Genomic DNA, 24,146 nt, shown 5'->3' on the forward strand with positions numbered 1-24,146 from the left:
CGTATGCCAGACAAGGCCGAAAATTATGATTACTCTGAACTCCACTGCTAAAAAGAACAGACCTACGCATTATCGTTATATGATTTTGCTGATGGTATTCCTCAGTATTGCATTAAATCATGGTGATAGAGCAACCTTCTCAATTGCCGGTACGGATATGGTGAAATCTGCCGGGCTGGATATTGTGGCGCTCGGTTATCTGATCTCAACCTTCACCTGGGCCTATGTTCTGGGGCAATATCCGGGGGGTTGGTTACTGGATCGCTACGGCTCCAAAAAAGTGCTGGTAACCGGGGTTTTCACCTGGTCACTGTTCGTCTTTTTGGTGGGTTTCAGCACCTCTTTCGATAATATGTGGGTGACACGCGTACTGATGTTCGGCTTCATCTTTATGATGGGGTTGATTGAAGCACCAACGCTACCGGCCAACTCTCGATTCCTTGCGGCATGGTTCCCGGCGAAAGAGCGTGGTAAAGCTTCCGGATTCACTACTGCAGCACAGTATTTTGCATTAGTGGTCTTCTTACCGTTGATGGGCTGGTTCTCCTATTCGTTTGGTTGGGAGTCGGTGTTCTGGTTTATGGGCGCAGTCGGTATTCTGGTCTCGCTGTTGATGACGCGGGTACTCACCGATACGCCTAAAGTTCACCCGCTGGTTAACGATGCTGAGCTTGAATATATCCAGTCCGGCGGCGGTCTGACCAACATGAAAGCCAGCAAAAAAGGCGAGAATGTCGGCAAAGGTTATACCCGTAAATTACTGACCAGCCGACTGGCGCTGGGCGTGTACATGGGGCAGTTCTTCTTTACCGTGCTTTCCTACTTTTTCCTGACGTGGTTCCCGGTTTATCTGGTGCATGACCGTGGTATGACCATCCTCAAGGCGGGATTTATCGCATCACTGCCGGCTTTATGTGGATGTGCCGGCGCGTTGCTGGGCGGCGTGCTATCCGATTACATGCTGGCGCGCGGTTTTAGCCTGTCAGCCGCACGTAAAACGCCGATCGTTATCGGCATGCTGTTAGCCGTGAGTATGGTTATCTGTAATTACGTCGATTCCGCATGGGTTGTGGTGGCTATCATGTCGCTGGCCTTCTTTGGCAAAGGATTTGGTGCGATGGGGTGGTGCGTAGTGTCTGACTTCTCACCGAAAGAGGCGGTCGGCCTGAGCGGCGGATTGTTCAATATGATTGGCAATATCTCGGGAATTTTTACGCCAATCATTATTGCCTACATCATAAAAGATACCGGTTCATTCAATGGCGCTTTGATTTTTGTCGGCGTCTGCGCTTTCCTCAATCTGTGCTGTTATCTGTTTGTGGCCGGAAAAATTCAACGTCTGAATTTTGAAACGCCGAAACAGGATCACGATGATGATTTTTCTGGAGAGCCGCATGTCAGCCACCGATAACGCAATCCCACTACGCTTTGCTATCAATTTAGGTAACGCCGTATTGGCCAAAACGCTGCCCGATGGGCAGCCCGGCGGTATTACTGTCGAGATCGCCCAAAAAATTGCGGCTGAACAGGGAAGAGTCGCGCAATTTATTACGTATCCCACAGCAGGAAAAGTGGTGGATGATGCCACTCACGATCGCTGGGATGTCGCCTTTTTGGCGATAGACCCGAAGCGTGAAGAGGTGCTGCGGTTTACCCAGTCTTATATCACCATCGAAGGCACCGTGATGGTTCGAGAGGGCAGCAACTGGCAAAGCGTGGCCGAGATGGATAAATCGGACGTGGTCATCAATGTCGGCAAAGGAGCAGCCTACGATCTGTTTCTCAGCCGCGAATTAAAACAGGCCGAACTGAATCGACTCACATCATCACAGGCCGCGATTGATGCGTTTCTCGATGGAGAAGGCGATATGGTGGCTGGGATCCGTCAACCTTTAGAACGTGCAGCCAGCAGCAATAGCGGTTTTCGCGTTCTGCCCGATAATTTCGGTCAGATTTTTCAGGCCATTTGTCTGCCGCATAAACATGACAAACTCTATAGTGAAATCAGCCACTATTTGAATAAGTGGCAGGAAAATGGCGCTATAAGCGAGATAATTAACCGAAATCTTGCAGAGGCTTAAACTCAATTAAGCGTTCTCATTTGGAGAACGCTGAATTAGTGAATGTTCAATTTTCATTCATTTGATGGCATGAGACGTTATCCAACGACGAACATAATTAGATTGCCGTAACGGAAGGTTTTTATGACATCGCCCTTAACGCTGGAACGCTCATCGCTGGTTATTAATGACCGCCTGTATCATTTTATTGATCTCACCAACATCGTACCGCTGGTGCAGCTACAGGCATTGCCTTACAGCATCCGCATTCTGCTGGAGAACGTTGCGCGTTGCTCACCGCAAACGCTGCCTGAATTTCTCAACTATCTGTCTGCGAATTCCTCCCCTGGTGAAGTTGAGTTTTATCCTGACCGCCTCATGTTCCATGACACCACTTGTTTACCGGCATTAGCTGACTTTGCTGCCATGCGCGATCTTACTGCTGAGTTAGGCGGCGATCCGCGCGCTATCAATCCACACATTCCTGCCGTGCTAACCATCGATCATTCGGTCATCGTTGAAAGTTATGCCAATGCTGATGCGCTGGAAGATAACCTCAAGTTTGATTTTCGCCGTAACGCTGAACGCTATCGCTTTATTCGCTGGGCAGAAAAAAGCCTGGATAACTTTCGCGTCATTCCCCCCGGCACCGGCATTATTCATTTAATGAACCTCGAAACGATTGCTGAAGTGGTCACGGTGGATGAACGTGAAGCCATACCGTTGTTGCATGCCGATTGCATGATTGCAACCGACAGCCATACGCCGATGATTAATGCACTTGGCGTATTGGGTTGGGGCGTGGGCGGCCTGGAAGGGCAGGCCGCGCTGGTTGGAGAACCGGTCACGCTGCGCTTCCCGGACGTGGTGGGGATTTGCGTTTCCGGTGAGCTGCCGCCAGATGTTAGCGACAGCGATCTGGCTCTGCACATCACGCGCCTGTTGCGTGAAAGCGGCGTGGTCGGCAAATTTGTTGAGTTTACCGGTCCAGCACTCCACAGCATGCCGCTCGAATCGCGTGCCACCATTGCCAATATGGCCCCGGAATACGGTGCCACGGTGGTGTTTTTCCCGTTTGACCAGCGGAGCGCAGAGTACGTCAACATGACGGGCCGCAGTGAAGAGAAACAGGAAATTATTCGCAGTTATATGCAACATCAGCACCTCTGGCGTCATCCGGAGGATCGTCAGCCAGACTTCACACAACGCATTGAGCTGGATTTAGGCAGCATCGAACCCAGCGTGGCGGGGCCTTATAATCCTCATCAACAAATTCCGCTTAGTGATTCACCGAAAAGTTTTATGGAGACGTTGAAAGTCAGCGAGCGCGCTTTGCAATGGCAGCATGATGATTACCCGCAACCAATTCAACAAGGTGCCGTTGCTATCGCAGCCATCACCAGTTGCACCACAACCGCCAATCCCTGCCTGGTGATTCAGGCGGCATTATTTGCCAGGAATGCGGCAAAGTACGGACTGCAACCGAAGCCGTGGGTTAAAACCTCCTTTTCACCCGGCTCTCGGGCGGTTACCGATTATCTTGGCGAATCTGGCCTGCTTAGCGAGTTAGAAAAGGTGGGGTTCGATGTGGCGGGTTATGGCTGTATGACCTGCATTGGCAGTTCGGGCGCATTACAACCGGCAATGGAAAATCTGGTGAGTGATGGCCTTCAGGCGGTGTGTGTGCTTTCGGGGAACCGTAACTTTCCCCGGCGCGTTAATCCCAGCCTCGGCCATGGTTATCTCACCTCGCCAGCATTGGTGATTGCCTGGGCTATCGCCGGAAATATGCAGCATGACATGTTGAACGACCCGCTTGGCTACGATGAGCATCATCAGCCGGTTTTAATGCGCGATTTAATGCCCGCGCGTGAAGAAGTTGAACGGTGGGTAACAAGGGTGATGAAGCGTGAACATTACCTCCAGCGTCGCAATCTTATCTGGCAGGGAACCCCGCACTGGCAGCAAATTGAAGCACCGGGTAGCGTACATTATCCATGGGAGTCGACCTCAACCTATCTGCGTCGGCCGGGCTATCTGGAACGTTTACCTCGTGACCCTGACGAACCGCTTTCGCTTAACAATGCTCGCGCGTTCCTCTGGTTTGGCGATGACGTCACCACCGATCATATTTCGCCTGCAGGTGCGATTTCCGCAGGCAGCCTTGCCGGTCAATGGTTGCTGGAACATCATGAAGATCCGCAGGACCTGAATCTTTACTCTACGCGACGCAGTAATCATGAGGTGATGGTACGCGGTGCTTTTACCAATAAAGCGCTATCTAACCGTTTGTTACCGGCAGATAAACGCGGAGGCGGCGGTTATGCCTGGGATGCGTCTCATCAGCAAATTCTTCCGGCTTTTGAGGCTGCGCAAACATGGCATGCGACAGACACGCCGCTGGTAGTGCTGGCGGGCGAGCGCTATGGCGCGGGATCGAGCCGTGACTGGGCTGCTAAAGCGCAGGCATTGATGGGGGTTAAAGCCGTCATTGCCAATAGTTTCGAACGTATCCACCGCACGAATTTGATCGGAATGGGCATTCTTCCGCTGCATTTCATTGCCGATGAAGCGGACAAATTACCTGAGATGGATGGAACAGAGGTCCTGGATATTACTGGCCTGGAAATGATCGCGCCGGGAGCGACGCCGCTGGTGCTCTACATCCGCCGTGGGGGCCGGCAGATTGCTGCACTGAATCTTGAGGCAGTGATAGACTCCCAGCAAGAACTGCGCTATCTGCGCTATGGCGGTATTTTGCCCTTTGTTATTCAGCAAACACTTACAGAGTAGGGAAGTTCATGCGCTACGATCTGGTCTCACTTTCGCTGTTTGTCGCTGTTGCTGAGGAGCAGAATCTTACGCGTGCCGCACGCCGTAAGCATCTGGCCGTCTCAGCCGTGAGTAAACGCATAACAGAACTTGAACAGCAAATTGGCACGCCACTGATGCTACGCCTGCCGCGCGGCATCGAGTTGACGCCTGCGGGTCACTCGCTGCTGTTTCACGCGCGCCAGGTGTTCCGCAATCTCGACCAAATGGAAGAGGAACTCAGTGATTACGTGGCTGGCGTACGCGGCCACATTCGCATTTTTACCATCTCTGCGGCGTTGATGCATTATCTGCCGCGTGCCATCAGTCAGTTCCTTGCCCATTACCCGCAGACAGATATCGATATTGAAGAACATACGGGCATTGGCGTCGTGCAGGGCTTGCTACAGGGGGACGCAGATGTCGGTTTCTTTTCCAGTTGGACACCCGCTTCCGGAATTGAAGTCTGGCCATGGCAGCAAGACCAGTTGTCCGTTCTGGTGTGGCAGGGGCATCCTTTGGCGGAGCGCGCGACCTTGCAATTAATGGATTGTGTCGATGAGAAAATGATTGGGCCACATCGGGAAAGCGCAGTGAGCCATATTCTGGAGCGTGAAGCGAGAAAGCTGGGTAAAACGCTGCAGACAGGATTACGGGTCAGCAGTTTTGTCTCCATGACCGAACTGGTGGCTCAACAGTTGGGAATAGCCATCTTGCCAGTTAATGAAATCGCTCAGGTGGCTAATCATGATGCAGTGCGCTGTATTCCACTCGTCGAGCCATGGGCGAAACGTGAGTTATACGTTGGCGTAAAGCGTTATGCCTTATCTTCACCCTCGGTGAAAGCGTTTATCGAAAATGTCACGCCGATGAAACGTGCAATGGGTGCCGAAGAGGGGCCGTTGCTTGAGGCCAGTCTCATCAATGCTGGCCTCAAGCGCTGAGTTACCCGGAAAACACAATGCAGGTTGGGCTGGCAGTAATTACCTCTTTACCCGTGTCTTTAAGCATGCCTGAGTCCTGATTAATGCTGAAAATGCGAATAGCGTCAGAGTCCTCATTAGCGCTGTAAAAATACAATCCATCTGCAGAGATCGTTGTAAAACGCGGGGTCTTACCACCACAAAAGACCCATCCAACAGGCGTTAAGCAGCCATCAAGGGGATTTATGCGCAATACCGCAATACTGTTATGACCACGATTGGCGGCATATAAGAAACGCCCGGACGGATGCACTTCGATTTCACTGGCATCGTTACGTGCTTCAAATCCTTCCGGTAGGCTGCTCAACGTCTGCTTGAGCGCAATGTTTCCCGTCTCTTGTTCAAAATCGTAAACGGTGATCGTACTTCCGAGCTCACTCAGGCCATAAAGCCACTTCCCCTGAGGATGGAAGTCGACATGACGCGGCCAGCTTCCGGCTGGCAACAGCACTTCATCATTAAGTAATGACTGTCCATCACGCCAGTGATAAATACGCACCATATCAATGCCGTTCCCGGCCTGTCGGCCCTGGATGGGCAGAGCGTAGTAATCGCTACCGGGAGCAAAAATAATTTCATGCGGACGTGACAAGCTGGCCGCAGCGTTATCCTCATTAGCGTGGCCTTCCACCATTGCCAAATGGTGGGGAGGCAGTAGCGCGTCATCGTCAGCGAACGCTAATGCTGCCACGTTGCCGCTTTCATGATTAGCAATCAGCAGATGGCGCCCATCGGGTGAGAGTGCGGCATGCACCGGATTATTGCGTCGCAGTGGATCAAGATCGGGATGTGGATTCTGTGGGCCAGTGGTTTGTTCAGATAACAGAGTCAGCATGCCAGAGATAGGATCGCGCGCAAAAATGGCCACCTGAGTGCCATCTCCGTGCAGCACATACAGCCGGTTTCGTTTTTCATCCAGAGTGAGCCAGGAAGGATTCTCCTGAACAGAGGTTACACGTTGGACGTGATGCCAGTTACCTGACTCATCAATGCGGAAGACTTCAATTCCCTTTCCACGTGCTCCACGCCACTCAGACGTACGGCAACCCACATAGGCAAACTTATTCATTTACAACCCCTGATAAATCTATATGCATTTATTTAATCATAAGTGCATAAACTGACTTGTGATTGATGTCACGATTTTGTGGTTTTTAAACGTTGATTATAACTATGGCGGGGGTTTTATGGCTGACAATACGTGATCTCAGGCTGTTTAAAATTGCACTGCCAATATGAATCATTGCATTTGAATGATTTTAAATGCAGAAAATTGACGATCGTGGTCACAATTTCAACGGCTCGCGATTGCTAAAAAAAACCGCAGATAGCTTACTGTTAACAAGTCGTGAAAACTGTTACATAAATGCATCTGGGAGAAGGGTTATGACCCAACGTATTGCGTATGTTACATCCGGGATGGGAAGCCTCGGAACCGCTATTTGCCGTCGACTGGCAAAGGATGGTTTTAAAGTGATTGCAGGATGCGGCCCCAATTCTCAACGTAAAACCGCCTGGCTTGATGACAATAAAAAGATGGGATTTGATTTTATCGCATCAGAAGGAAACGTGGCTGATTGGGAATCAACGGTTAAAGCGTTTGCCAAAATAAAAGCTGAAATCGGTGAGATAGACGTGCTGGTTAATAATGCGGGTACGGCACGGAATGTATTATTTCGTGATATGCAGCCACAGGAGTGGCAGGCCGTTATTAACACCAATATGAACTCATTATTCAACGTCACTAAACAAGTTGTTGATGGCATGATGTCGCGTGGATGGGGACGTATTATCAATATTTCTTCAGTCAACGCGCAAATTGGTCAAACAGGTCAGGTTAACTACTCTACGGCAAAATCTGCCGTGCGGGGTTTTACTCGCGCCCTGGCACGCGAAGTTTCGGCACGCGGAGTAACAGTAAACACGGTATCGCCGGGCTATCTGGCTACGTCAAAACTGAAAACAGTCACGCCGGTGCAGGTTATTGATAAGATTGTTCAGGAAATTCCAGTGCGTCGCCTGGGCTCTCCGCAGGAAATAGCCTCTATATGCTCATGGCTGGCATCTGACGAATCAGGATTTGCCACGGGTGCTGATTTCTCTGTTAACGGCGGCCTGCATATGGGCTAATAAATTAACAGAACGTCCTGCTCAAAATTTCCGTCAAATTAATTATCGCGCATATTAGCAATAATATGCGTTGGAGGCTCTTATGCTCTCGCTTCTGGGATATGGCATGATTGTGGTCTTTATGATCCTAATCATGACCAAAAAACTTTCTGCACTCGTCGCACTGATCATTATTCCAATAATATTTGCTCTGATTGCCGGATTCGGCGGAGAGATGGGCGAGATGATGATTGAGGGGCTTAAAAAAGTCGCTCCAACTGCCATCATGGTTATTTTTGCCATTCTCTACTTCAGTACCATGTTTGATACCGGTTTATTTGATCCGATTATTCGCTTTTTTTTACGGATTATTAATGGTGATCCGGTTAAAGCGGTTATGTGCAGCGCGATTCTGGCGGCGATGGTGTCACTTGATGGTGACGGTTCAACGACCTATATGATCTGCGTAACGGCGATGCTGCCGTTGTTCAAACGTATTCGTCTGGACCCGCTGGCGCTGACCTGCGTGGTCTTCCTGTCCGGGAGTATTACCAACTTGCTGCCATGGGGCGGTCCACTGGCTCGCGTTGCGGCATCCCTGAAAGTCGAATCCAGCGATCTGTTTATTCCGTTGATTCCAACTATGGTTTGTGGTTTTGTCGGAGTACTGGTGCTGTCATGGTATATCGGTATTCGTGAACGCCGTCGTTTAGGCAAGCTGAGTATTAATACCAATGGCTACGGGTTCGTCACTGAAGATGATGCAGAAAGCTATCTTCCGGCCATCAATGAAGTTAATGAAGAGCTGCGTCGTCCAAAACTGTTCTGGCTTAACGCGGGTCTGACATTGCTGCTCATGGGATCGCTGGTGATGGAGTTGCTGCCACTGTCGGTGCTGTTCATGGTGGCATTTGCACTGGCGTTGCTGATCAACTATCCGCATATTGATGCCCAGCGTCAGCGTATCGCAGCACATGCCCCTGCCGCGCTGAACCAGACATCAATCTTCCTGGCTGCGGGTATTTTTGCCGGTATCCTCTCGGGTACTGGAATGGTCACCGCAATGTCGGCATCTCTGCTGGATGTGTTACCCGATTCATGGGGCCCTTATCTGGCACCAATTACGGCACTGATCAGCTTGCCCGGCACCTTCTTTATGTCGAATGATGCCTTCTATTACGGTGTATTGCCGGTACTGGCAGAAGCAGCGAAAGTGTATGGCATTGACCCGGCCGAAATTGGCCGTGCATCGTTGGTTGGGCAGCCAATCCACTTACTGAGTCCGTTAGTAGCTTCAACCTATCTGTTGGTGGGATTGGCCGGAGTGGAATTCAGTGACCATCAGAAATACACTTTCAAATGGGCTTTCCTGCTCTGCATGATTTTCCTGGCATCGGGTTTGCTATTAGGTCTTTATCCACTTTACTCGCCTGGCGGTTAAAGGCGCAGATGAAAAAATGGCCCATTTGGGCCATTTTTTTATACTCCGATACTACGTTGTTTTTTGTTATCTAGCGCGACAGCGAGATGCTGCTTCATCATATAAGACGCTTCGATCAGTTGCCCGGCCTCAATTAAGGACAGCAAGTGCATATGATCTTTAACTTCAGCGTAGTAGCGGCTGCGGTCATCCATAATGCGGTAATCCATTAAACGACGCATGCGGTTGACGTTGCGCAGGGATATCTCAAAAAACGGGTTGTTTGAAAAACTGATGACAGTCTCATGAAAGCGGTAACCGGCTAACTGGAGCTGAGTTGGCGATAAACGCTGAATGCCACTCTCTAAAAGCATCTCCAGCTCGCGCTTAATCTCATCGATTTTGCTCTGCGGGGCTTTGAAGGTGGATTCCAAAATTGCCATTGGTTCAATAACCATGCGGAAGCTGAAGATATGCTCAAGCGCGGCTTTGGTCTTGGCAACCGGCAGAAATCGCCAGCCATAACCCTGCTTGCGTTCAACCCATCCCTCACTGATACCGCGTGCGAGAATGGTCGTGAGCTGTGTTTTAGAAAGGTTGTAACGCTTAAGCAGATAAAGTTCGTTTACTTCAGATTCGATTTTATCCTGTAGCCAGTCTTCCGCTAATTGATAGTATTCAGGAATATCGTTATCCACTTCGCTTTTATTGGTACTCGGTAGTTGAGGAGCGTAATCCTGCTTAATAAAAAAACCACGGTTATGCTGCTGCTCAAGGATGCCTTTGTGTTCAAGGTAAACCAGGGCCTCACGCACGGGTGAACGCGAAACGTCAAAGGTTTCTGCAAGTTTCGGGACGCTGAGATGCGCGCCAGGCACAAGCACTCCACTGTCGATCATCGTGATTATTTTTTGAGAAAGCCTTTCCGTAAGAGCGCTTATTTTCATGAAGAAAGCCCCAAAATTTTGCAGGAAGAAGTAGAAAATTAAACAACATTATTGCATTTAGATTGTATGAAATGCAATTATAAAAAACCGTTTTTTATTCGAGTAACTGATTGTTTTTTTTGTTTTTTATCACCTTCTTCTTATTACGAAAAGCAATCTGATGATAACTGCATAATGGGGCCGCTTATAAAACAGAAAATATCCCTCGCTAAGACTGCTTTTTGAGCCGGCAGGGGGTAACAGGCAGCTTTAAGCGAAATATCGCCATTCATATTCTGAAAATTACTCTGTCAGGTGACTCAGGGCATGCAGACAAACTGATGACTATATTTCTTTCGAAGAATGCGGAATGCTGTCACCAACGGTGCAAAAGTGGGTCTTCCGCAACTTGGGTGGTAAAAATTAGATGAAACTTATGGGCTAACAGAGATCTAAGTTGTTTTGAGTTAAGGATAACTAACATGGCATCACTTCGGATAATTTTACCTTTTGCCGAATTACGGGCACCGTTTACCGGTTCGCGACAGCAGTCATCTCATTTTTTTGCAGGAACTTCAGCTGCAGTTGGGGTTAATCGCCGGAGGTGAAGCCGGGGCTCGGGCAGCAAAACCTATGGCATAAAGACCCGAGCCGTCACGTTGTCGATACCCTCCGTCCTCTGGTACTGCTTTCCGGTCGCCAACAGCGCACGCTTATGGTCTGGTTCAGGCAGTATCCGAAGATACAGGTTGTGTCACGTGATGGCGGTGGCATCTATGCGACAGCGGCACACGAGGGGGCTCCCCAGGCAAAGCAGGTCGACGACCGCTGGCATCTTCTGAAGAATATTGGTGATGCGCTGGAACGCATGATGTTCAGGCAAATGCCGCTGATACGGCAGGTTGCGACTGAACTCTCGCCAAAAAATCACGCCCAGGAAGTTCAACCCGACGGAGCGGCTATTCCCGCTGGTCACTGGACGTCAGTGGAAAGGCGCAGCATTCGGTGGCATTAATGGCCGCAGTCAGCTGCCGGGAAGGGTTGAAGAGGCTATGAAGGGTGATATTGAGCTGAAGCCATGGGGAACTCACACAATGCCACTTGATGACATCAATGATGTATTTGACCTGATGCACGAATAACTGAACTGGCGTTGACGCCATATGATTGCCTGGTGCCTTGCCGGTTTGCAGTAACCGGCTTTTTTATGCCTGAAAGTCATGCGGAATGGATAGCCGTAATTCCGAGGTGGTGCGTTATCTCCCGGATAAACACGAATCCTGCAAGAACCTCTAGCGCCTCATCCGACAAGGAGAGTGGATGACAGGAAATATTATCTGCCAGTTTATTGAAAGCCTCTTCAATGTGCTCAGGCGTGGCTAACGATGCACCTGCAAGGTAGTTATCCACTACGCTCTTCAACAAGGGATCTCGGCTCATTGCCTCACCGTGGATCGGTCTGATTGTCGAATCGGCTTCAATAATCTCCTCGGTGCGATAAATCATCATTTCCAGATGCCACGCGGTTAGGGATGTCTCCGCGTTTATTCCTGACAGAATGTAATCCAGTCCTTTCGCTATATCGATTCTCTTTCCCGACTCTGTCCAGACAAATTGTGTGCTTTCACGCAATAGGGAAAATTCAATGTTTATCATTTTTACACTCTCATTTTTTAAAGGAGACATTAAGCGTCTGCTTGACGTTGTACGCGTTACCAATAGATGACATCATAAATATCACTAATTGGCTCATCTACAACAGGATGTTTATAATGGATCGTCTTACCAGTATGACGGTTTTCACGCGCTCCGTGGAGCTGGGCTCATTTACCGCCGCCGCTGAAGCTCTGGATATGTCTCCACAGCTGGTTGGAAAAAACGTTTCCTTTCTCGAACAACATCTGGGCGTTCGCCTGATAAACCGTACCACTCGTCAACATAGCGTGACTGAAGCCGGCCGAGACTTCTATGAGCGGGCAAAAATTATTCTTGCAGAGCTCGAAGCAGCTGAATCCTTTGCTGCTGAGACGCGGGCGACACCACGTGGCCGCATCCGTATTAATGCCCCGGTTACATTCGGCGTACATGCGCTGGCACCGTTATTGCCGGTTTACCTGAAGCAGAACCCTGACGTTACCGTTGAACTGATGCTGGCAAACAGGATGGTTGATCTGATTGATGAAGGATTTGACATCGTTTTTCGGGTTGGACATTTACCTGACAGTGGTTTGGTCGCCCGGGCGTTACACCCTTATCAGCTGGTTGCTTGTGCTTCACAAGCTTACCTGAATGAGGCGCCGCCATTGGTTCATCCCAGCAATCTCAGCCAGCACGAGTGCCTGATTTTCAGCCATACCTCATTGAGAACACACTGGGAGTTTGAAAGCACCGAGGGGAGGTTACGAGTCGCCGTTGAGGGCCGTTTAATGCTGGACAGCGGAGAAGCACTCATTAATGCAGCGCGCGCCGGACAGGGCGTCGCGCTACAACCTGCTGAACTGGTCATGCCATTGATTGAGGAAGGCAGTTTGGTTCAGGTATTGGGCGATTTTAAAATTCCTACGCGTCCCTTGCATATTCTCCATGCACCCGATCGTCGCCTGACGCCTAAAGTACGCAGCTTCCTTGATTTTGCATCTGACCACTTTGGTTCCGGGCGACTCTGAATATCCGCCGCCCGTATGCGCTGACTCAGATAGCGATGTCATCATTGAGATTAACCTGGGATCTTACGGCCATCTCTCTTCGCCATGCATTGACTCGTGACGGCCAATGAACCCCTTTAACGATGGATAACGAGCGCAGCAGTGGGAAAAGTCGGATATCCGTTAGCGAGAAATGCCCGGTATCTCGCTCTTGCTGCGAGAACAACAACTCAAGAACCGCGAGTTTTTCATTTATCTCAGTAACCATGATTTCGGTGTGTTCCAGCAAGCACGAAAATGAGCCAAAAACGGCTTCTTTCTTGTTAACGAAATATTGTCTCGCCACATCCTGACGGAACTCTTCAAAGTCCGAGCTTGCCCAGCGTGGGATCGCCAGCGGATAAATCAGTTTTATCGCTTCTTCCATCCAGGCTTCGATGGCTGAATTGTCAGGCACTGTGAGGACAGACGCACCGTAGGCCTCATCAATGTATATGACGATATCCATACTCTCACCAATCGCTTCATTGCTTTCAGTGACCAGGACAGGAAGCATTTTTTTGCCGATTAGGCGCGTTGGCGTTTCTTCATCATTATTTGGCAGAGTAATGATTTCACACGCAACATCTTTCAAACCAAAGATCATGCGTGAACGTACGCAGAACGGGCAGTGATCGTAAACATAAAGTTTCATAATAGCGTCATTCGTAGTCTGTAAGCCAAAAATCAACGTGTAAATCCATCAAAAGGTTTCATATACACGGCACCAAACGGATCTAATCGCTTGCGAATTTCATCATCAGGTTCGCCGTAAACCGTCAGGCCGGTGATGGTGACTAAAGAGAGAAACGTTTCGGCGAAAGGTGCGAATGTGTGATCAACATGGCTCACCAAATCTTCCTGACGATAACGCTCAACGATATGTGCCGTTTTCTGATCGTCGCTGACACTATAGATATAGCTCAGCGTGCCAGCTTCTTTACTCGTGGCTTCTACCACGCGTGCAACTAATTCTTTAAACGCAGGGAATTGTCCGTCACTGACGGCCAGGTTAAACACACAGGTGATTTCATTTTTCATCGTATTCTCCAGAAGTGTGGGAGCAGGCGAACGTGCAAAGAAGAGAGGGGGGAGATTTCCCGAAAGTGGAATATGCCGTTATGCGTGGAGGCATAACGGCGGGTATGACTAAAGTCGCTGAATGTCAGCTCGACTTTTTCAGCGTCTCAGCAAAAATCTCACCTGAAATTGCCCAGTTGTCGGTGGTTACATCGTTGAAAATGACATAGACATACTGTGGAGCAACGTTGGCATGAGTTGCGATAGCTTCAGTCACCGCTTTAGCGATAGCAGGTTTAGCATCATCACGACCGTCGAACATCTGGATATTAACTACTGGCACGGTAGAACCCCTTCATAAGTTGATAAATTGTCAGGTAACCTGACGTTGAAGAAATCCTACGCGGGGAACTTAAGTAGATAAACAGGCTAAAAGAGGACAGAGTGTAGAACTGATGTCTACAATCATTCGAATGCTTTTTGTGCGGCTAACTCAATCAACTCATCAATGATGAAACGTACGCCTGGCAGCAAATGACGAGCGCGGGGCCATATCACATTGAGCTCGGTGGGCGCAGGATTGCAGCCAGCAAGCAGCGGCACTAATTTGCCGCTCTGTATATGTGGCCGCAATAACGCTGCGGGAAACTGAATTAAACCGGCTCCGGCAATACAGGCATCGATCATCACATCACCATCACTGATTTGATGAAAAGGCGCGAGTTTAAGTCTGATGTCTTTCCCGTTCTCGTCACGGATAAGCCAGCTAAGCGGTGCTCCGCCGCGCCAGGCCATAAGACAATGGTGATGCGCAAGATCGGCCAACGTTTCAGGTGTGCCGTAAGCGGTAAGATAGTCGGGAGACGCGCAGATAATCAGATGCTGATCGTTCAGCTTGCGCGCGATGAGATCGGTTGTGTCTTTCACCGGACCAAAGCGGATGGCGAGATCGAAACCAATATCCAGCGGGTCAATGATGCGGTCGTTAAAGGTGATGGTCAGCTTCAGATGCGGATAGCGTTTTGTCATGTCCATCAGCACCGGCATCATCACCGAGCGGCCAAAAGCCGCTGGCAGGTCAATTCTCACGGTGCCAGTGGGTTCCGTAAGCTTTGAACGCAGCGCCATCTCTGCCATTTGTAGCGTTTCCAGCGCACTCTGGCAGCTTGCCAGATACGCTTCGCCTTCGGTGGTCAGGCTGATTTTACGCGTGGTGCGATGAAAGAGTGGGATGCCGAGATTATGCTCAAGTCGCTGAATACTTTTGCCTATTGCCGATTTCGACACGCCCAGCAGTTCAGCGGCTTCGGTAAAGCTACTTGAATTTGCGGCCGTCACAAAATGGACGATGCTGCTGAAAGATTCGGTAGAAATCACGGTTGGCATCGTGGGCGCCTGGATAAAAATCAGAGGGTTACTTTAGCGCAAAGTCGAAGTGCAAAACAACGCACACGCAGGATCAAATCAGACGGGAGGGAAACTGGCGTGATGCGAGGATGATAAAGGTTGAATGGCGAACAACTTGTTCACCCTTTCATGAAGCTTATTTTGTTACTGGCTTAGGTTTGAAGGCAAACTTACCGTCGCCTGTCAGTACCCTAACGATCAAACCAATCATCCAGAAAGCAGGGGATTTCCAGCCACTATTCGGATCCGTGAAAAGGAAGCCCTCAGGTTCAACAGTCACTTCCCATTAAAAACAAATCATATATAAAGCATGTTTGAATTTGTCATTTATTTCGTTTTGTTCCGAATCTAAGGTGTCACTTATTAACGCGGCAATCCAGGATGATTGGGCTGTCTTCATGAATATTGAGGTTAATACTATGGAAGAGAATAAGCGAACGGGCCTTAACCGCTGGTTGTCGGATTTTCTGACGCCGGTCAGTGCGCCGCAATGGCCAGAAGAAGTTCCACACGAAATCGACTCACCTGGCGGAAAGCTTCGTGGCAGCCAGCACGAAGGCGTGTCTATTTATCGCGGCATTCCTTATGCGCAACCTCCTACAGGAGCGCGTCGTTTTGCTCCTCCGGCCAGAATGAAACCCTGGGAAGGCGTCAGGGATGCGACTCAGTTTGGGCCAATGAGCCATCAAGGCGGCGATGGTAACTTCTCCGAAGACTGCCTTTATCTGAATATCTGGAGTCCTGAAGCCCGCAGCACAGCGGCATTGCCAGTTTACGTCTTCATTCATGGTGGCGGCTATATGTCAGGAAGTGGCTCCCAGCCGCTTTACGAAGGAAAACACCTGGCGCAACAGGGGATTGTTGTTGTCACCCTGAACTATCGTCTGGGGACGTTGGGCTTTTTGCCCTCATCAGCTGCGTACCAGCAGCATGGCACCACGGGAAACTGGGGGCTTCTGGATATTATTGAGGCACTCAAATGGGTCCAGGAAAACATTCGGGCATTTGGTGGTGACCCTTCCCGCGTCACGGTCGGCGGAGAGTCCGCGGGCTCCTGTGCGGTGAGCACGCTGATCATGTCGCCCCTTGCGAAAGGCTTATTTGAACAGGCTATTATGCAAAGTGGTAGCCTGCCTAATGCCACCGCGGTCGCACCTGAAAATGTGCTTTCACTCGACCAGGCTAAAATCGCAGCATCGCGTTTTTTTGCTCAGCTGAATCTGGAAGATAACGCGTCAGGACTGGCCGCATTGAGAGTGATGCCCGTTGACAGATTATTGGCCGTCACCTCTGAAGTCACGCTGCAGCCGCCGCAGATAGCGGGTTTCTGGCCAGTGCCAGATGGGCATGTTTATCATCCAGACCCTGTCGATACGCTTAAAAAAGGTGAGATTAACCCAGTCAGATTGCTGGCGGGATTTAATACGGATGAAGGCAGCCTTTTCGTCCCGTCAGATGCAACTGAACAGCACTACGTCTCATTAATTAAAAGTGCCTTCGGTTCTACTGCCGATGAGATTTTGCAGCGTTTTCCGGTTAACAAGGATTACAGCGCAGCCGAACGCATGAATCAGCTCATCACCCTGGGATTATTGCGCAGCGGTCTTTATCTGTATGCCAGGGCGTTAGCACGTCATCGCGATGTCTATATTTATCATTTTGACTATATCGACCCGGATATCGCCCCGACGGGACTGGGCGTGATTCATGGCTCTGAGCTGAAGTTTATTTTCAATAATCTTATCGATTCTGAAGCATGGAATGATGAAGCAAAAAAAGTTGCCAGCGAGATGCAGGCAGCGTGGATTAACTTCATTAAATATGGCAATCCTAATCCAGAATATATACCGCCTGAACACCTGTTGTGGCAAAAATATGATCCCGCGTTGCCACAAGAGATGCATATCTCTGGAGAAAGTAAAATGCAGCCGGTTATTGACTGGGATGATGTGGTGTTTATTAATCAACGATTGCAACGTCAACAATAAAATAATCAGCAGTTTAATTAATCGGCGCCCATAATGAGTCGAGTTGTTACTGCTGGCTCTCTGTCGATACCTGCAAATCTCTGAACCATGCAATGGTTCCTGACTCAATCCAGATGCCCACGCCGCCCTGTGCTGTGCTGCCAAGTTTGAGATCGTTAACCATGAAGGCCGGCGTTGGGTTGTTATTCAAATACAGCGTTGCACGTTGATCAGCTACCACGATTTTAACGTGAGTCCATTCATCAAGCTTAACCTCAGCATAGGTTTCATAGCGCTCGGGAGCCTCTTTACGAAGTCTGTCGAAACGAAAGTCCGGATAAGAGAAATACTGAACGCTATGATTACGCCGTACCTGGTCGTGTGACTGGCTGTTGGTTGGGCGAAGATAAATATTTTCAAAGCTACCCTCTGACTGAATGCGAAATGAGATGCCCGCAAAACCCCTTGCGTAGCCCGGCGCACCTGTCGCCAGCGTACTGGCGATATCGACCTCAATAATGCCGTTATGGAAGTTGACCGGTAACCAGGCCATGTAATTACGATCAGTCAGCGTCTCCTTGTCAGGATCTTGCCATTGTCTGGCGGGCATCGATACCCTGAATCCTTTCCTTTCTTTAAAGTTCCCTTCCTCCAGTATGACGCCTGACAGTATAAAGCCCTTAGCGGGTATCAGCTGCGTTGAGATGGCATCCGAACTGAATGCAAGCATACAGCCAACCGTTAACATTCCACTTTTTTTCAACACAGGTGACCGCCTTCGAATCTCAGTTGTTTTTAAGTTCAGCAACGATAAAGGCGATTATGAAAAAAATAAATAAGGCGGGGGAATCAACACAATAAATAGGCCGTTTAGAATGCTAAAAATCAGATACATAAATGCCAAAGTAGTGAGTAGGTGTGGATATGAGCGTCCGCTTCCGCAACAGGGCTGTAGTAGTCTCCCTGCCGAGTGCAGACTTCAATTGACTCAGATATTTCAGTCCTTAATGCCGCTGGTAACGAACGGCGCTTGCAAATCCCTTATGGAGCGGCAGGAGCGGTATCACGCGCAGATTGGTCGTATTCGTGTTTATCAACCGCGTAAAGAAACCTTTTCGCCGTTTGCCGACGCGTTTTTATCGCTGGGGACATCTGCGTAGGTGCACGCTTGATAATTGGGCTGGAGACTGTTCCGGTGGAAACGGTTTTTTCCCTACGACTCTCAAAAGTGATCATAGGCTCTCCTTGTTCAGGAGAGCAGATTACCCCTGAATCAGTTTTCAACCGTTAGGGTGGATCACTTTCGCACCGTCGGTGACAGAAAGCGCTGGAAGTTGTCCGGTTGATGTTCTCCGAAGGGATGGATCCAGCCGTTGTGAGGGGGCTAACATGGAGCAAAACCATGACCTGACGAACGTACTTTTCCCGCATCAGAATATTAAAAATTACCTGAAGATTAGGATCGACAGCTCGCCGGTTCATAACATCAGTTCAGCCGGAAAATTCGCGCCAGCTAAATCAGACGGCAAACTTAGCAACGTCCACTTTTAGCCCTATAAAGGGATAACTGACATCGTGGTGTGTTAATCAATGGGGAAGCTACTCGTTGCCCCATTGATTCAGGAACGTCGCTATCTCATCAATACGCAGCTCGTCGATACCGGCTTCTCTGGCGATCTCTTTCTGCGCGTCCTCACTGATTTCTTCGTTATACATCAGTCGGGTGATCAGCAGCTGGAAATAGTGCGCCAGGGAGTCACGTTGTGACTCACTCACCGGTACTGCGGCTTCCGTCGAATACTCATCCACGATGTCATAATATTTAAGCGGTATTTCATTGTTCATAAATAGTCCCGAGGGTTAAGGTCTGTAGTCAGTTGGCATTTTACCAGATCATCCGTGGGAAAATTACCGGAACCTTCTCAACACAACCGGAAAGGGTTAGATGAGTCAGATATCGGCTTTGTCCCTCCACAGGTGACCAGTCACCAAAACTCAGTCAGGGCTATGGACAGCCGTGTCTTTCAGCAGTCAACTCCAGAGAGTCTAACTTAAGGTCAGAATATACGACTTCCCGGAAGTATTCGAATGAATCAAAACTCATCAGTGACAATCTGATGCAGCGCACGAAGGGTGAAGATTGATCAAATGTTCTCACGTAGATATTATTTTGTTTTAATATCGTAACCAGTCTTTCCTTTTCCGATATTGATGGAAATTCGATCAGTAAAAAATTCCCTTTTCCATTATAAATTTTGAGCTGGTGGTTATAGACAGTTGATAACAGATCCAGGGTTTTCTCTCGTATGCTATTAACTTCAGTGACGTAGTTAAGCATATACCCTACATCTTTTAAGGCTGCGATAGCGGATACTTGTGCGAACATCGAAACGCTTTTCGTGTTGCGGACGAGTGATAACGACTCATTTAAGTCCGGGTGGCATATGCTATAACCGAATCGAATTGATGCCAGTCCAAATGCTTTAGAAAGTGTGCGGCAAACAATCAGGTTATCGTAGTGATTAACATGTTCTGAAATGGTAAGTTCTGGACAGAATTCTACGTATGCCTCATCAACCACAAATAAAGTATCAGGACTTTCTGAAATGAGCTGCAGTAAGTGCTGAGATGGAATAAATTCCCCGGTTGGATTATTTGGGTTGCATATATAAGCTAATTTAGAGTTGCTTAGCGATGGGGCTTTCCCACTAATTCCGAACATATCTTTAAAGTCGATTTTCTTGATTTTTGCCCCAGACACTTCACTGATAAGTCTGAAGTTGTCATAAGTTGGCCCAAAAATCGAGACGGTGTCGCCTTTCTCAACAAAAGCTCGAATAATACATTCATGCAAAGCATCCGAACCGGAAAAGTAGTTAAGTGTGTCTGGCGAACACTGAGTGTAATCTGCTAATAGTTGTATCAGTTCTTCATTGCGAACATTCGGATAGTAACGTAAACGATCCGACTGAATAAATTCCATTAATGCTTTTTGAACCATTGGCGAAGGTTCTCGCGAAGATTCATTCCAGTCTAATTTTAAGCTTGCAACCTCATTGGGGGTAGACCATATTTCTTGGCTGGCAGGCAGATATGGTTTGATGCAGTTTAATTGTTGCAAGGTAAACTTGGACATAAGTTAGTTCTCCAGACTGCCTTTATTAGTCAACGAATTATTTAAAATAGATTGAACAGCAACGACCGAGATACACGCTAAAGATAAAATGAGAAAAAATTCCTTTCCGAAAGACTCTAATAGAATGCCGCCAACTAAGGGGCCGGTATATATTCCCAGGACGACCATAGAAGCGACACCCAGAAAAGTACCTCTGTTCTCCTTTGACGAGAGTTTATCCAGCTGAATACTGACATTTGGCATCAAGATGGCTTCAGATATACTATACAAAATAGCAATCAACACCCAGCTTACTGTCGAATCTGAATTAACAGCGTACATCATTGCGTAAGCCAGGCAAAATAACGATGCACCAAGGGATATTTTAAACGATGTCGAGAACCGTTCAAGATAGTGAACTGCGAAGGGTTGTACCGCAATCACGACAATCGCATTTGTTGAAAATAAAATAGTAATGAGCTTAATAGCGGTTTCTGAATTTGTCAGGTGTAAATATTGCGGTAGTGTCGTTTCAATTTGTGAAAATAACAAAAAGGCTAAAAATCCCGCAAGCAGGGAAATAAGAAATGGTGTGTTAGTTATCACTAATTTCAATCTTTGATTGATTCCGATGTTAATTTTTCTACATAAACTAATATGAACCTCTGTTTTGAGGTGTTTCACTGCATATATCGCAAATGGGATATAGGATATCGCGGTGACGTAGAAGGTGAATTTTTGAGCATTTAATCCAGCCATTAAGCCAATCAGGGGTCCAGAAACGGCAGCAATATTGACAAAAAAGTACCTGGCCTGGAGGGAAAACTCCCGTAAATCTGTCCCTTCTAACAGATCGCTACCAATCGCTTTGCTGGGTGCATCAATAAATGAATAGGAAATACCAACAAGAACTAACCCTAGCGAAAAAGTTACAGGGTCAGAAGCAAAACCTAATGTTGCATAGGCAGAAACAGCAATCAAACAGCCGATCACAATAACTATTCGGCGCTCATAAATATCCGATAACACCCCGCCATATACACCTACCATGAATGAGATGTAGGCGCTCGCAGTCATCATTAACCCAACTTCAACGGGTGACAGATTGTACTCGGATGAAAGAATTATAGCGATAAATGGCCAAACCATAAAATACGTCATTCGTGTTAAGAGTATAAAAAATAAAATACCCTTAACGGCATTTGGCAGTGATCTAAACTTATCAATTATAATAAGCATTATTAAGCCGTTTGCTCATAATTCTTGTTATTAATAATGGATTTTATTTTGTCCATATCATCTTTAATATGGCCACTGGTTAAACTACGGCTTAACAAGCAGAAACCTGGACGATCGGTGGAACATTTGATTTCATGACTATATTCGGTATGCTCATAATGGAAACGAAGCACCCGAGCAAACTCTTCAAGCCGGGGTATTAAAGCAGACGGGTCTGTTTCACTATACAGTGAGATATAGGCTAATGAGTGCTCAGGCTGATAATCTTCCAATCTCATCTCTTTGTCGAAGTAACTATGAATCGTTTTTTCGATTAAATTCACGCCCGTGGACTTGAAAACCATTTCCCATATGAAATCACCGCCGCCCCGGTTATTGACTTCAATTAACCTGACCTTATCGCCATCCACCTTGAATTCGATATGCATTGGTCCATGGGTATGATCTAAAACATTGAGCAGCTGCACTGTGGCTTTGTCGACCCGTTCTTTTGTACGCTCGTCAACAGGAGCGGGAAAAATATGGGAATCTTCAATAACGGTGTTTGGTATAAGGAATTTTTCTGTAATGCCAAGAACATAGTGGCAGCCATTGAGAGAAAGTGTCTCTACACTGAATTCCTTACCTCCACAATAGACCTCTAAAAGTGCACGATCAAAGTGATCAAGCAGTTTCTGTGTCGCTGTTTTTAACTGCTCCCTATTGTTGCATACCGTCACATTAGCACTCCCGGCACCCATGGTCTCTTTTACAACTACCGGGTAGCCAAATCTGGTGGCAAATTCTTCTGCCTGAGCAACAGAGTGACAATCTAAATATGGGACGTGAAAATCGGTTAACTCCAGGTGTTTTCTTAAATTCGGTTTGATACGACACAGCATTGAAATTCTTTTGTCCATGCCCGGTATTTCAAGTTTTTCCGCAACTTCAACGGTGGGCAGGATAGTAAATTCTGCAAATCCAAACATGGCTGAGACAGGATGTTCCTGCATTGCCAGCAAGGTGGCGCGCTCAATTTCTTCGACGGTGAAATCCAAAACAGGAATCACCCGTGCGCATTTGTTAGTGACACTCGGTCCTATTTTGTGCTGTAACTGAATTGAAACGACATTAAATCCTTCTAAATCTATATCCTCAAATATTTCATCCTGTCCACCAACAATAATTATGTTTTTCATAATAAGGCTCTCAGGTTCTTCATTATTTTCACCGTATAGTCATCTTTTACAACTGTCAACCGTGTAACAAACAGATAACATAAAACTTCAATGAAAACATAGGCAAAACCGCCAAACTGCGAGCAATGTTAAAAAAATAAAATAAATTGTTGCGATCATGTTACTTTTGTGTTTTATTTTTACCCTCTCGAATAATAACAATAAAACGGTCCTGGTATTTCTATTAATGCCACTGGATTTTGCTGTCTATCAGAAATCTCAGCATTCAAGGAGTAGTCACTTGAAAGAATTAACTGAAGTGCATGGTAAAGAGTATCTGCAAGGACTGACATCGATTACAAACTGTGAAAGACGAAAAAGTTTGAAGCAAGTTTTACAATCAAAACAGTGTATTCGAATAATCGAATCACACAGCCCTATATCGGCAATGATTGTTGAGAAAACACGCGTGGCCGTTGATGATGATTATCTGGAATTCGATGGATTCTGGTCAAGTTCGCTCACTGATTCTTTGCTTCAGGCAAAGCCCGATATCGAGAAGTTAGATGCAAACTTTAGGTTAAAGAACATCCATAATATTTTCGATGTGACAACCAAACCTATGATCTATGACGCCGATACAGGCGGCAAGATTGAACATCTTATTTATGATGTTAAAGCGCTGGAGCGTGCCGGCGTGTCAATGATCGTTATTGAAGATAAAACTGGCCTTAAGAAGAACTCATTACTGGGTAATGACGTTGAACAAACTCAGGATGATATCGAATCCTTCTGTCACAAAATTAAAATGGCCAAAAAAAGTCAAATCACCCAAGAGTTTATGATCGCCGCCAGAATAGAAAGCCTCATATTAGACAAAGGCCTGGAAGATGCTCTGATGCGTGCCGATGCCTATGTAGAGGCTGGCGCGGACGCTGTGCTGATTCACAGTCGTAAGAGTAGCGGCAACGAAATAAGAGAGTTTGCTTTAAGGTTTCGAGCCATGCATGCGAATGTTCCTTTAGTCTGCGTTCCGACGAGCTATTCCCACCTTCACTACCAGGAACTGAAGGAAATGGGATTTAATATCATTATTTACGCCAATCACATGATGCGTTCAGCGATTAGCTCAATGGAAAATGTGGCTAAAACTATCTTAAGCGAAGGTTGTTCCAGCCCTATTGAACAAGACTGTATCTCGGTGAAAGAGGCCTTAGCCTTTATTCCTGGAACCATTTAAGAGTGAAA

The 24,146-nt window shown here is 47.7% G+C and carries 21 protein-coding genes and 2 pseudogenes; 11 read left to right on the plus strand and 12 right to left on the minus strand.

Annotated features, from left to right (window positions below; translation table 11 throughout):
• Window positions 1-25: 25 nt before the first annotated feature.
• From NG42_RS08645 to NG42_RS08660, 4 genes are all read left to right on the plus strand, one after another.
• Entirely contained in the window at window positions 26-1,411 is a 1,386-nt protein-coding gene (locus NG42_RS08645) for an MFS transporter (protein WP_052898913.1), read from the plus strand.
• Window positions 1,371-2,081: a transporter substrate-binding domain-containing protein gene (locus tag NG42_RS08650; RefSeq protein ID WP_052898914.1), complete on the plus strand. Its 711-nt coding sequence runs from the start codon at window positions 1,371-1,373 to the stop codon at window positions 2,079-2,081. The genes NG42_RS08645 and NG42_RS08650 overlap by 41 nt, the downstream gene beginning before the upstream one ends.
• Window positions 2,082-2,204: 123 nt before the next feature.
• Window positions 2,205-4,853 carry an aconitate hydratase gene (gene acnA / locus NG42_RS08655; protein ID WP_052898915.1) on the plus strand — a complete coding sequence of 883 codons (2,649 nt, stop codon included), beginning with the start codon at window positions 2,205-2,207 and terminating at the stop codon, window positions 4,851-4,853.
• A gap of 8 nt (window positions 4,854-4,861) precedes the next feature.
• Window positions 4,862-5,815: a LysR family transcriptional regulator gene (locus NG42_RS08660; RefSeq protein WP_052898916.1), complete on the plus strand. Its 954-nt coding sequence runs from the start codon at window positions 4,862-4,864 to the stop codon at window positions 5,813-5,815.
• A gap of 1 nt (window position 5,816) precedes the next feature.
• On the opposite strand, the gene NG42_RS08665 is transcribed toward NG42_RS08660, so the two are convergent.
• Window positions 5,817-6,923, minus strand: a complete 1,107-nt coding sequence (locus tag NG42_RS08665; protein WP_052898917.1) for a lactonase family protein — start codon at window positions 6,921-6,923, stop codon at window positions 5,817-5,819.
• A 317-nt stretch (window positions 6,924-7,240) separates the two neighbouring features.
• On the opposite strand from NG42_RS08665, the gene phbB reads away from it, so the two are divergent.
• Both phbB and NG42_RS08675 read left to right on the plus strand, forming a co-directional pair.
• Window positions 7,241-7,984 (plus strand): acetoacetyl-CoA reductase, encoded by a 744-nt coding sequence (phbB, locus tag NG42_RS08670; RefSeq protein ID WP_007886565.1) that lies wholly within the window; start codon window positions 7,241-7,243, stop codon window positions 7,982-7,984.
• Between the two features lie 82 nt (window positions 7,985-8,066).
• A complete protein-coding gene (locus NG42_RS08675) occupies window positions 8,067-9,404 on the plus strand; it encodes a CitMHS family transporter (protein ID WP_052898918.1) in 1,338 nt (445 codons plus the stop codon).
• Window positions 9,405-9,442: 38 nt separating this feature from the next.
• Here the strand turns inward: NG42_RS08675 and NG42_RS08680 are convergent, their stop codons facing one another.
• A complete protein-coding gene (locus NG42_RS08680; protein WP_052898919.1) occupies window positions 9,443-10,330 on the minus strand; it encodes a GntR family transcriptional regulator in 888 nt (295 codons plus the stop codon).
• Between the two features lie 488 nt (window positions 10,331-10,818).
• Between NG42_RS08680 and NG42_RS08685 the strand changes: the two are divergent.
• Together NG42_RS08685 and NG42_RS21925 are read left to right on the plus strand one after the other, a co-directional pair.
• Window positions 10,819-11,303: pseudogene (locus NG42_RS08685) on the plus strand (transposase); the annotation flags it as partial.
• Window positions 11,266-11,451 (plus strand): annotated as a pseudogene (locus NG42_RS21925) (S-(hydroxymethyl)glutathione dehydrogenase); the annotation flags it as partial. The pseudogenes NG42_RS08685 and NG42_RS21925, both read left to right, overlap by 38 nt.
• Window positions 11,452-11,527: 76 nt before the next feature.
• Here NG42_RS21925 and NG42_RS08690 read toward each other — a convergent pair.
• Entirely contained in the window at window positions 11,528-11,995 is a 468-nt protein-coding gene (locus NG42_RS08690; RefSeq protein WP_052898920.1) for a hypothetical protein, read from the minus strand.
• 11 nt (window positions 11,996-12,006) lie between these two features.
• Between NG42_RS08690 and NG42_RS08695 the strand changes: the two genes are divergently transcribed.
• Window positions 12,007-12,975 carry a LysR family transcriptional regulator gene (locus tag NG42_RS08695; RefSeq protein ID WP_241488330.1) on the plus strand — a complete coding sequence of 323 codons (969 nt, stop codon included), beginning with the start codon at window positions 12,007-12,009 and terminating at the stop codon, window positions 12,973-12,975.
• A gap of 25 nt (window positions 12,976-13,000) precedes the next feature.
• Here NG42_RS08695 and grxB read toward each other — a convergent pair whose 3' ends face one another.
• From grxB to NG42_RS08715, 4 genes are all read right to left on the minus strand, one after another.
• Window positions 13,001-13,648 (minus strand): glutaredoxin 2, encoded by a 648-nt coding sequence (grxB, locus tag NG42_RS08700; protein ID WP_052898984.1) that lies wholly within the window; start codon window positions 13,646-13,648, stop codon window positions 13,001-13,003.
• A 32-nt stretch (window positions 13,649-13,680) separates the two neighbouring features.
• A complete protein-coding gene (locus NG42_RS08705) occupies window positions 13,681-14,034 on the minus strand; it encodes a putative quinol monooxygenase (protein ID WP_052898922.1) in 354 nt (117 codons plus the stop codon).
• A 124-nt stretch (window positions 14,035-14,158) separates the two neighbouring features.
• The gene (locus NG42_RS08710; protein WP_052898923.1) at window positions 14,159-14,356 is read right to left on the minus strand and encodes a tautomerase family protein; all 198 of its coding nucleotides are present in this window, start codon (window positions 14,354-14,356) and stop codon (window positions 14,159-14,161) included.
• 122 nt (window positions 14,357-14,478) lie between these two features.
• Window positions 14,479-15,399: a LysR family transcriptional regulator gene (locus NG42_RS08715; protein ID WP_052898924.1), complete on the minus strand. Its 921-nt coding sequence runs from the start codon at window positions 15,397-15,399 to the stop codon at window positions 14,479-14,481.
• A gap of 440 nt (window positions 15,400-15,839) precedes the next feature.
• On the opposite strand from NG42_RS08715, the gene NG42_RS08720 reads away from it, so the two are divergent.
• Window positions 15,840-17,408 carry a carboxylesterase/lipase family protein gene (locus NG42_RS08720; RefSeq protein WP_052898985.1) on the plus strand — a complete coding sequence of 523 codons (1,569 nt, stop codon included), beginning with the start codon at window positions 15,840-15,842 and terminating at the stop codon, window positions 17,406-17,408.
• 46 nt (window positions 17,409-17,454) lie between these two features.
• Here the strand turns inward: NG42_RS08720 and NG42_RS08725 are convergent, their stop codons facing one another.
• The 5 genes from NG42_RS08725 to NG42_RS08745 form a co-directional block, all read right to left on the minus strand.
• Window positions 17,455-18,153 (minus strand): 3-keto-alpha-glucoside-1,2-lyase-like domain-containing protein, encoded by a 699-nt coding sequence (locus NG42_RS08725; protein ID WP_082203852.1) that lies wholly within the window; start codon window positions 18,151-18,153, stop codon window positions 17,455-17,457.
• A gap of 833 nt (window positions 18,154-18,986) precedes the next feature.
• The gene (locus tag NG42_RS08730; RefSeq protein ID WP_052898925.1) at window positions 18,987-19,232 is read right to left on the minus strand and encodes a YmjA family protein; all 246 of its coding nucleotides are present in this window, start codon (window positions 19,230-19,232) and stop codon (window positions 18,987-18,989) included.
• A gap of 160 nt (window positions 19,233-19,392) precedes the next feature.
• Entirely contained in the window at window positions 19,393-20,523 is a 1,131-nt protein-coding gene (locus NG42_RS08735; RefSeq protein ID WP_053115797.1) for a pyridoxal phosphate-dependent aminotransferase, read from the minus strand.
• A gap of 3 nt (window positions 20,524-20,526) precedes the next feature.
• Window positions 20,527-21,741 (minus strand): MFS transporter, encoded by a 1,215-nt coding sequence (locus tag NG42_RS08740; RefSeq protein WP_052898926.1) that lies wholly within the window; start codon window positions 21,739-21,741, stop codon window positions 20,527-20,529.
• 2 nt (window positions 21,742-21,743) lie between these two features.
• Window positions 21,744-22,919 carry an ATP-grasp domain-containing protein gene (locus tag NG42_RS08745; protein WP_053115796.1) on the minus strand — a complete coding sequence of 392 codons (1,176 nt, stop codon included), beginning with the start codon at window positions 22,917-22,919 and terminating at the stop codon, window positions 21,744-21,746.
• Between the two features lie 280 nt (window positions 22,920-23,199).
• Here NG42_RS08745 and aepX point away from each other — a divergent pair, with 280 nt between their 5' ends.
• The gene (aepX, locus tag NG42_RS08750; RefSeq protein ID WP_241488331.1) at window positions 23,200-24,138 is read left to right on the plus strand and encodes a phosphoenolpyruvate mutase; all 939 of its coding nucleotides are present in this window, start codon (window positions 23,200-23,202) and stop codon (window positions 24,136-24,138) included.
• Window positions 24,139-24,146 lie beyond the last annotated feature (8 nt).

Source organism: Winslowiella iniecta, assembly GCF_001267535.1.
In the GTDB taxonomy this organism is placed as follows: domain Bacteria; phylum Pseudomonadota; class Gammaproteobacteria; order Enterobacterales; family Enterobacteriaceae; genus Erwinia; species Erwinia iniecta.